Source organism: Comamonas sp. wu1-DMT (assembly GCF_040187805.1).
In the GTDB taxonomy this organism is placed as follows: domain Bacteria; phylum Pseudomonadota; class Gammaproteobacteria; order Burkholderiales; family Burkholderiaceae_C; genus Comamonas; species Comamonas thiooxydans.
Genome location: NZ_JBANEM010000024.1, coordinates 51939 through 60698, shown reverse-complemented (window position 1 = coordinate 60698; position 8760 = coordinate 51939). Strand labels below are relative to the sequence as shown.

Sequence of the window (8760 nt, the reverse complement as noted above, 5' to 3'; positions counted from 1 at the left end):
TCGGTTCACAGAGTTGGGCTGTCCGCAGACGGCGGCTGTGGCGTAGCCACGCCTGGGGTTGGGGAAGTCTGGCCTGGGGCTGATTTATGCAACAGCGCCGGTTCCAGCTACAACAACATCAAACGTCGATATTCCCCGCGCGCAACGCGTTGTCTTCGATGAAGTTGCGGCGCGGTTCGACCTCGTCGCCCATGAGCATGGTGAAGACGCGGTCGGCTTCAATGGCGTCGCCGATCTTGACCTGCAGCAGGCTGCGGACGTTGGGGTCCATCGTGGTTTCCCAGAGCTGCTCGGGGTTCATTTCACCCAGACCCTTGTAGCGCTGGCGACCCGTGGTGCGCTCGGCTTCGGAGATCAGCCAGGCCATGGCCTGACGGAAGTCGCCGACCTTTTCGGTCTTGGCCTTCTCGCCTTCGCCGCGCGTGACCTTGGCGCCTTCGCCCAGCAGGCCGACGAAGTTCTGCGCTTCGTCGGACAGGGCGGCGTAGTCATGGCTGCGCACGAACTCCTGGGTCAGGATGGAGCTCTTGATATTGCCGTGGTGATGGCGGCTGATGCGCAGGATGGGGTGCTCGCTGTTGGGGTCGATCTCGGCCGTCACATCGGCGGGCACGCCGGTGGTGGTCAGCTCGCGCAGCTTGGCTTCAAGAATCGGGGCGCACTCCTGGGCTTCCTCGATGGTGTCGAGCTTGATCTGCACGCCGTCGGCAATGGCGCGCAGGGCTTCGGCATCCATGAAGTTGGACAGGCGCTCGATGACGGTTTCGGCGGCCAGGTGCATGTTGGCCAGCTTGGCCAGCTCTTCGCCTTCGACGGTGCGCGGATTGTCGCCGCCGGTGTTCACGCTGGCATGGTTCAGCGCGATCTTGAGCAGGTATTTGTTGAGGGCCGGGCCGTCTTTGAGGTAGAGCTCTTCCTTGCCGTTCTTGACCTTGTACAGCGGCGGCTGGGCGATGTAGATATGGCCGCGCTCGACCAGATCGGGCATCTGGCGGTAGAAGAAGGTCAGCAGCAGAGTTCGGATGTGGGCGCCGTCCACGTCCGCGTCGGTCATGATGATGATGCGGTGGTAGCGCAGCTTGTCGGGGTTGTAGTCGTCGCTGCTGCTCTTGCCCGAGTCTTCGCTGACCTTGCCGATGCCGGTGCCCAGGGCCGTGATCAGGGTGATGATTTCCTGGCTGGACAGCAGCTTTTCGTAGCGGGCCTTTTCCACGTTCAGGATCTTGCCGCGCAGCGGCAGGATGGCCTGGAACTTGCGATCGCGACCCTGCTTGGCGGAGCCGCCGGCGGAGTCACCCTCGACGATGTAGATTTCGCACAGCGCAGGATCTTTTTCCTGGCAGTCGGCCAGCTTGCCGGGCAGGCCCATGCCGTCTAGCACGCCCTTGCGGCGCGTCATTTCGCGGGCCTTGCGCGCGGCTTCACGGGCACGCGCGGCCTCAATGATCTTGCCGCAGAGGATCTTGGCGTCGTTGGGGTTTTCTTCGAGGAAGTCGGTCAGGCTCTTGGCCACGATGTCTTCCACGGGCGCGCGCACTTCCGAGCTGACCAGCTTGTCCTTGGTCTGGCTGGAGAACTTGGGCTCGGGCACCTTGACGCTGAGCACGGCGCACAGGCCTTCGCGCATGTCGTCGCCGGAGACTTCGACCTTGGCCTTCTTGGCCATTTCGTTGTCGGCGATGTATTTGCCGATCACGCGGGTCATGGCCGCGCGCAGGCCGGTCAGGTGGGTGCCGCCGTCACGCTGGGGAATGTTGTTGGTGAAGCACAGCACCTGCTCGGCATAGCTGTCGTTCCACTGCATGGACACTTCGACACCGATTTCGGTGCCGGGAATGCCGCCATAGGTTTCCGCAGGGCGCGAGCCGTTGGCATGGAAGGTGGTGGGGTGCAGAACCTTCTTGGTGCCGTTGATGAACTGCACAAAGCCCTTGACGCCGCCGGCGCCCGAGAAGTCGTCTTCCTTGCCGTCGCGCTCGTCCTTCAAGCGGATGCGCACGCCGTTGTTCAGGAAGGACAGCTCGCGCAGGCGCTTGGCCAGAATCTCGTAGCGGAACTCGAAGTTCTCCTTGAAGATTTCCTGGTCGGGCAGAAAGTGCACCTTGGTGCCGCGCTTGTCGCTGGCACCGACCACGCGCATGGGCGAGACTTCGGCGCCGTCCACGACTTCGATCAAACGGTTCTGCACAAAGCCGCGCGAGAAGTCGATCTCGTGGCGTCGGCCGTCGCGGCTGACGGTGAGCTTGAGCCAGACGGACAGCGCGTTCACGCAGGACACGCCCACGCCGTGCAGGCCGCCCGAGACCTTGTAGCTGTTCTGGTTGAACTTGCCGCCGGCGTGCAGCTCGGTCAGCGCGATTTCGGCAGCCGAGCGCTTGGGCTCGTGCTTGTCGTCCATCTTCACGCCGGTGGGAATGCCGCGGCCGTTGTCGATGACGGACAGCGAGCCGTCGGCATGGATGGTGACCAGAATGTCGTCGCAGTAGCCGGCCAGGGCTTCGTCGATGGAGTTGTCCACGACCTCGAAGACCAGGTGGTGCAGACCGGTGCCGTCCGAGGTGTCACCGATGTACATGCCTGGGCGCTTGCGCACGGCTTCCAGGCCTTCCAGGATCTGGATTGCGCCTTCGCCATAGCCGCCTGCATCTGCGGCGGTCTGGGTGTCTGGCTTGTTCTCTTCGGTCATGAAATTACCTTGCTGCTACAAGGTCAGGAGCTGTTGGCGCCTGACCTGCATAACTTTCAAATGAATACTTGCCTGAAATCATTACAGGACGAGCGGTAGCTGCTCCTGTTATTTCAGGCAATGAAATGGCTGGCTGCGTTCGGTCCACTCAGATGCGCATGGGCATCACGACGTACTTGAAGCTTTCGTTCTCGGGGATGGTGACCAGCGCCGAGCTGTTGCCGTCCTGCAGATCGATCTTGACCATGTCCTGGCTCATATTGGTGAGCACATCGATCAGGTAGGTCACGTTGAAGCCGATCTCGATGGTGTCGCCACCGTAGTCGATGTCGAGTTCGTCCATGGCCTCTTCCTGCTCGGCGTTGTTGGACGCCACGCGCAGCGTGCCGGGCTCGACCGACAGGCGCACGCCCTTGAACTTGTCGCTGGTCATGATGGCCGTGCGCTGCAGCGATGCCAGCAGCGGGGCGCGGCCCAGGGTCACGCTGTTGGTGTGGTTGCGTGGGATGACGCGGTTGTAGTCGGGGAACTTGCCCTCGACCAGCTTGGTCACGAACTCCATGCCGCCAAAGGTGAACTTGGCCTGGTTGTTGGCGAACTGCATCTCGATGACGGGCTGGTTCTCGCCGCTGGCGTCCGACAGCAGGCGCTGCAGCTCCAGCACGGTCTTGCGCGGCAGAATCACTTCCTGCTTGATGGGCACTTCCACATCCAGCGTGGCGCTGGCCCAGGCCAGGCGGTGGCCGTCGGTGGCCACCAGGCTCAGGGTGTTGCCTTCGGCGACGAACAGAATGCCGTTCAGGTAGTAGCGGATGTCCTGCACGGCCATGGCAAAGGAGACCTGGCCCAGCAGGTCCTTGAGCACCTTCTGCGGCACGCTGAAGGCGGGGCCGAAGGCGGCCGATTCCTGCACCAGCGGGAAGTCTTCGGCGGGTAGGGTCTGCAGCGTGAAGCGGCTCTTGCCGCCTTTCAGAATCATCTTGGACTGCTGCGTCTCCAGGCTCACGGTCTGGTCGCCGGGCATGGTCTTCAGGATGTCGATCAGCTTGCGGGCACCGATGGTGGTGGTGAAGTCGCCAGCGTCGCCGCCCAGCTCGGCCGTGGTGCGGATCTGGATTTCCAGATCGCTGGTTGTCAGCTGCAGTGCATTGCCGGTCTTCTTGATCAGCACATTGGCCAGAATGGGCAGCGTGTGGCGGCGCTCGACAATGCCGGCCACCGATTGCAGGACCGCGAGAACTTTGTCTTGTGTGGCTTTCAGGACGATCATGTCAACCTCAGTGATTTAAGTGCGCATTTGTTTTGACGCGGCGGCATCCGCAGGGCAGGGCGGACGCTCCCTCATGCCGCGTGAATTCCCCATTTTGCCCTGTGTGAGTGACATTCATGGGGGAGTTTTCATCAACCCTTGAGCGTTTGTTCCAGCACATGCAGCTGCTGGTTCAACTCGGTGTTGGTCTGGCGCTCGCCCGCAATCTTGCGTACGGCGTGCAGCACCGTGGTGTGGTCCCGGCCGCCAAACAGCTCGCCGATCTCGGGCAGGCTTTTTTGCGTCAGCTCCTTGGCCAGGTACATGGCAATCTGGCGCGGCCGGGCAATGCTGGCCGGGCGCTTCTTGCTGTACATGTCGGCCACCTTGATCTTGTAGTAGTCAGCCACCGTCTTCTGGATGTTTTCCACAGAAATCTGGCGGTTCTGAATACTGAGCAGATCGCGCAGCGCCTCGCGGGCCAGCTGGATCGACACTTCCTTCTGGTTGAAGCGCGAATAGGCCAGGATCTTGCGCAGCGCGCCTTCGAGCTCACGCACGTTGGAGCGCACGTTCTTGGCCACGAAGAAGGCAACTTCCTCGGGCATGTCGGCGTTCTCGGCGCGGGCCTTGTTGATCAGAATCGCCACGCGCATTTCCAGCTCGGGCGGCTCGATGGCCACCGTCAGGCCGGAGTCGAAGCGCGAGACCAGGCGCTCGTGAATATTGGCCAGACCCTTGGGGTAGGTGTCGGACGTCATCACGATATGGCTCTTCTTGGCCAGCAGGGCCTCGAAGGCATTGAAGAACTCTTCCTGCGTACGGTCCTTGTTGGCGAAGAACTGCACATCGTCGATCAGCAGCAGGTCGAGCGAGTGGTAGCGTTCCTTGAACTCGTCGAAGGTGCGGCGCTGGTAGGCCTTGACCACATCCGAGACGAACTGCTCGGCGTGGATGTAGAGAATCTTGGCGTCGGGCTTGTCCTTAAGCAGCTGGTTACCCACAGCATGCACCAGGTGGGTCTTACCGAGACCGACACCGCCGTAGATGAACAGCGGGTTGTAGAGATGACCAGGCGAGCCTGCCACATGCATGGCGGCCGAGCGCGCCATGCGGTTGGCCGTACCTTCGACCAGCGTCTCGAAGGTGAGGGCCGGGTTCAATCGGGTGCGGAAAACCGGTGCGCTGGCCTCTTCGCTGGTGACGGTGGGCACAGCGACATTGTGCGTCTGAGGCGCAGCCTGCTGTGTCGACGACGGAGGGCGCACATAAGTACGGACAACGCTTTCCCGCTGAGCAAGTGCCAACTCAAGAGTGACGGGTTGGCCGTAGAGCGACTCCAGCATGGCCGAGATGCGGCCCGCATACTGGGCACGGATCCAGTCCAGCTTGAAGCGGTTGGCCACATAGACGGTGACCTTGGAAAAATCTTCTGCAACGAGTGCCGTCAGCGGCTTGATCCAGGTGTTGAATTGCTGCTCTGGCAGCTCCTGACCCAGTTGCTCAACGCAGACCTGCCACAGGGCCTGGCCTGCATCATTGGTTGGTTCCTCTGTCATTGTCAAAAGTCTAATTGTGGATAGGAGGAACAGTTGCGGGGTTGGTATTGTAGCTTTTGCGGAAGTTATCCACAAAATATCAGAAGGCTGTCCCCGACTCCGGTGCGTTATAGGCTGCACATCCTAATAGATTGGCCGCCTGCTGTTTGTAAAGAATCTCTGGGCTGCGCAGGTGCTTGACGGGATACCCCGTGAGTCCTTAGCAAATTCAAGGGTCATTGCATCAAAGGCGCAACGCTGTGATAATCCCCGGTTTCCCTGAATGTGTTCAGGGTGATATGAGCCGGGCGCCTTTTTTGTGCGCGCGCGCCCAGTTGCTTTAGCGCTGTGGCGGGTGCTTTGTTCCGTTTGTTGCCTTCTGGTCCGATGACATGCACGGCATGTGAAAAAATATCGGGTTTGGCGGTGACAGTGTGCGGCGCAAAACCGGAATGGTCGGGCGCAGACATGGCGCCTTGCCGACGCAAATACTGAACCTTCTCAAGGAACCAACATGAAACGTACTTACCAACCTTCCAAGATCCGCCGCGCCCGTACCCACGGTTTCCTGGTCCGCATGAAGACCAAGGGTGGCCGTGCCGTGATCAACGCACGTCGCGCCAAGGGCCGCAAGCGTCTGGCCGTCTAAGGCCGGCGTTGGCTAGCGGTCTGCTCATTCGCTGCGCTGAAGGCCTCTGAACGGAGGCTCTCCTATGCAAAGGCTGAAAACGCGTCCGCAATTCCAGGCCACCATGTCCGCGGGCACGATTGCCCGTACCCCGCACTTCGCCCTGCATCGCATGGAGCTGGTGGCCGAGGTTCCCGACATGGTTGCCAACCCCAGGACAGGGCCCGGATCGAACGATCCGCAGGCCCTGTTTGGCATTGGTGCCGTGCGCAAGCAGGCCTGGCTGGGTGCCATGGTGCCCAAGCGCTGGGCACGCCGCTCGGTCACGCGCCACACCATCAAGCGCCAGATCTACGCGGTGTCCTCGGATTACGAGGATGCCCTGCTGTGTGCTTCCTATGTGGTGCGCCTGCGCTCGGGGTTTGACCGTAAGCAATTCGTCAGTGCAACTTCGGATCAGCTCAAGGCCGCGGTCCGCAAGGAACTGCAACAGCTTTTTGCGACCGGGGCGCGCCGCCTGACGCAGGCCCGTCAGGCCGCCGAGGCGGAGGTGGATTTGAAGAAGAATTCACCTCAAGCCATTGATGGTAAAGCGCAAGAAGCTACTGATTTGATAGCGAATCAGCCGGAGAACCAGCCATGATGCAGCGACAGCTCATGGCTGTAGTGCGTGGCTACAGGCTGCTGCTCAGTCCCTGGCTGGGCTCGGCCTGTCGCTTCGAGCCGACCTGCTCGGCCTATTCCCTTCAAGCGCTGGAGCAACACGGCGCTGCGGTAGGCTCTTATCTGACGGTGCGCCGGCTGGCGCGTTGTCATCCGTGGTGTGACGGAGGGCATGATCCCGTGCCACAGCAAAAGCCCAGGCTGTTTTCCTTTCTGGACGATGCCTCGGACTCTTCCGCGACCACCCAACCTTCCTCACCTAAGAAGTCTTCATGAACGATATTCGCCGCACCATACTGTGGGTGATATTTGGCTTTTCCATGGTTTTGCTCTGGGACAAGTGGCAAATCCATAACGGCAAAAAGCCCACCTTCTTCCCATCGCCGCAGACGGTCAGTGCGCCTGCTGCGGCTGATGTCAAGCCTGCTGACGTCAGCGTGCCCCAGCCCGCAGCAGCAGCTTCTGCCGGCGATGTGCCCGGTGCCGCCAATGCCGCGGCTCAGCCCGCAGCAGCCGTGACGCCCCGTCAGGACGTGATCGTGGGCAGCGATGTGATGCGTCTGACCTTCGACAGCGAAGGCGGCACGCTGAAAGCTTCCGAGCTGCTCAAGTACTCCGACACCGTGGATGACAAGAAGCTCATGCAGGTGTTCGAGGAAAACGCCAAGCGTGTGTATCTGGGTCAGACCGGCCTGATCGGTGGCAACTTCCCCACGCACAAGACTCCCATGACCGTGATGCCCGGCGAGCGCGAGCTCAAGGACGGTCAGGACAGCGTGCAAGTGCGCTTCGAGTCGGCCGACCAGGGTGGCGTGAAGCTGGTCAAGACCTTCACGCTCAAGCGCGGCTCCTATGCCGTCGATGTGCAGCACGATGTGGTCAACACCGGCTCTGCCGCCGTGAACCCCCAGCTGTACATGCAGCTGGTGCGCGACGGCAACAAGCCCGAGCATGAGTCCACGTTCTACTCCACCTTCACCGGCCCGGCCGTCTATACCGAAGCCAAGAAGTACCACAAGGTCGAGTTCAAGGACATCGAGAACGGCAAGGCCGAAGTCGACAAGGCATCCTCCAATGGCTATGTGGCCATGGTGCAGCACTACTTCGCCAGCGCCTGGCTGCTGGCCGACGGCATCCAGCGTGACAACTTCGTGCGCAAGGTGGGTGACAACCTCTACGCCGTGGGCATGATCACGCCCGTGGGCACCGTGGAGCCCGGCCAGACCAAGACTGTGAGCTCGCGCCTGTTCTCCGGCCCTCAGGTCGAGCCCATGCTGGAAAAGCTCTCGCCCGGTCTGGAACTGGTCAAGGACTATGGCTGGTTGACGATTCTGGCCAAGCCGCTGTACTGGCTGCTGTCCGAGCTGCACAAGTTCATCGGCAACTGGGGCTGGTCCATCGTGGCCCTGGTGGTGCTGCTGAAGATTGCCTTCTACTGGCTCAACGCCAAGGCTTACTCCTCGATGGCCAAGATGAAGGCCATCAACCCCCGCATTCAGGAAATGCGCGAGCGTCTGAAGGACAAGCCCCAGCAGATGCAGCAGGAGATGATGCGCATCTACCGCGAGGAGAAGGTCAACCCCATGGGCGGCTGCCTGCCCATCGTCATTCAGATCCCTGTCTTCATGGCTCTGTACTGGGTGCTGCAATCCAGCGTGGAAATTCGCAACGCGCCCTGGATTGGCTGGATTCATGACCTTTCGGTGCCGGATCCCTTCTTCATCCTGCCGCTGCTGATGACTCTGTCCTCGCTGCTGCAGACCGCCCTGAATCCCGCTCCTCCTGACCCCATGCAGGCCAAGATGATGTGGATCATGCCGCTGATGTTCAGCGTGATGTTCTTCTTCTTCCCCTCGGGTCTGGTGCTGTACTGGCTGACGAACAACATTCTGTCGATCACTCAGCAGTGGATCATCAACAAGCGCATGGGCGTGCCGCCTCAGTTCAACCTGCCGAAGTTCGGCAAGGCTGCCGAAGGCAAGTAAGCACGGCGCCA

Annotated in this window: 8 protein-coding genes; 4 read left to right on the top strand and 4 right to left on the bottom strand. The window is 61.1% G+C overall.

Annotation, left to right across the window (positions count from 1 at the left end; translation table 11 throughout):
* Positions 1-118: 118 nt before the first annotated feature.
* The 4 genes from gyrB to V8Z78_RS23890 all read right to left on the bottom strand — a co-directional run bounded on the left by gyrB (position 119) and on the right by V8Z78_RS23890 (position 5943).
* Complete coding sequence (gyrB, locus tag V8Z78_RS23905; protein WP_012836528.1) at positions 119-2686, bottom strand: DNA topoisomerase (ATP-hydrolyzing) subunit B; 2568 nt, start codon at positions 2684-2686, stop codon at positions 119-121.
* A gap of 148 nt (positions 2687-2834) precedes the next feature.
* Positions 2835-3956, bottom strand: a complete 1122-nt coding sequence (gene dnaN / locus V8Z78_RS23900) for a DNA polymerase III subunit beta (protein WP_003064798.1) — start codon at positions 3954-3956, stop codon at positions 2835-2837.
* Between the two features lie 131 nt (positions 3957-4087).
* Entirely contained in the window at positions 4088-5494 is a 1407-nt protein-coding gene (gene dnaA, locus V8Z78_RS23895; protein WP_003064795.1) for a chromosomal replication initiator protein DnaA, read from the bottom strand.
* A gap of 215 nt (positions 5495-5709) precedes the next feature.
* Complete coding sequence (locus V8Z78_RS23890; protein ID WP_034382419.1) at positions 5710-5943, bottom strand: hypothetical protein; 234 nt, start codon at positions 5941-5943, stop codon at positions 5710-5712.
* Between the two features lie 44 nt (positions 5944-5987).
* Between V8Z78_RS23890 and rpmH the strand changes: the two genes are divergently transcribed.
* From rpmH to yidC, 4 genes are all read left to right on the top strand, one after another.
* Positions 5988-6122 (top strand): 50S ribosomal protein L34, encoded by a 135-nt coding sequence (rpmH, locus tag V8Z78_RS23885; RefSeq protein ID WP_003060014.1) that lies wholly within the window; start codon positions 5988-5990, stop codon positions 6120-6122.
* A 64-nt stretch (positions 6123-6186) separates the two neighbouring features.
* On the top strand, positions 6187-6744 hold the full coding sequence (locus tag V8Z78_RS23880) for a ribonuclease P protein component (RefSeq protein WP_179627326.1): 558 nt from the start codon (positions 6187-6189) through the stop codon (positions 6742-6744).
* Complete coding sequence (gene yidD / locus V8Z78_RS23875; RefSeq protein WP_349732276.1) at positions 6741-7040, top strand: membrane protein insertion efficiency factor YidD; 300 nt, start codon at positions 6741-6743, stop codon at positions 7038-7040. The genes V8Z78_RS23880 and yidD overlap by 4 nt, the downstream gene beginning before the upstream one ends.
* Positions 7037-8749 (top strand): membrane protein insertase YidC, encoded by a 1713-nt coding sequence (gene yidC, locus V8Z78_RS23870; RefSeq protein ID WP_349732275.1) that lies wholly within the window; start codon positions 7037-7039, stop codon positions 8747-8749. Before yidD ends, yidC begins: the two co-directional genes overlap by 4 nt.
* Positions 8750-8760: the final 11 nt, after the last annotated feature.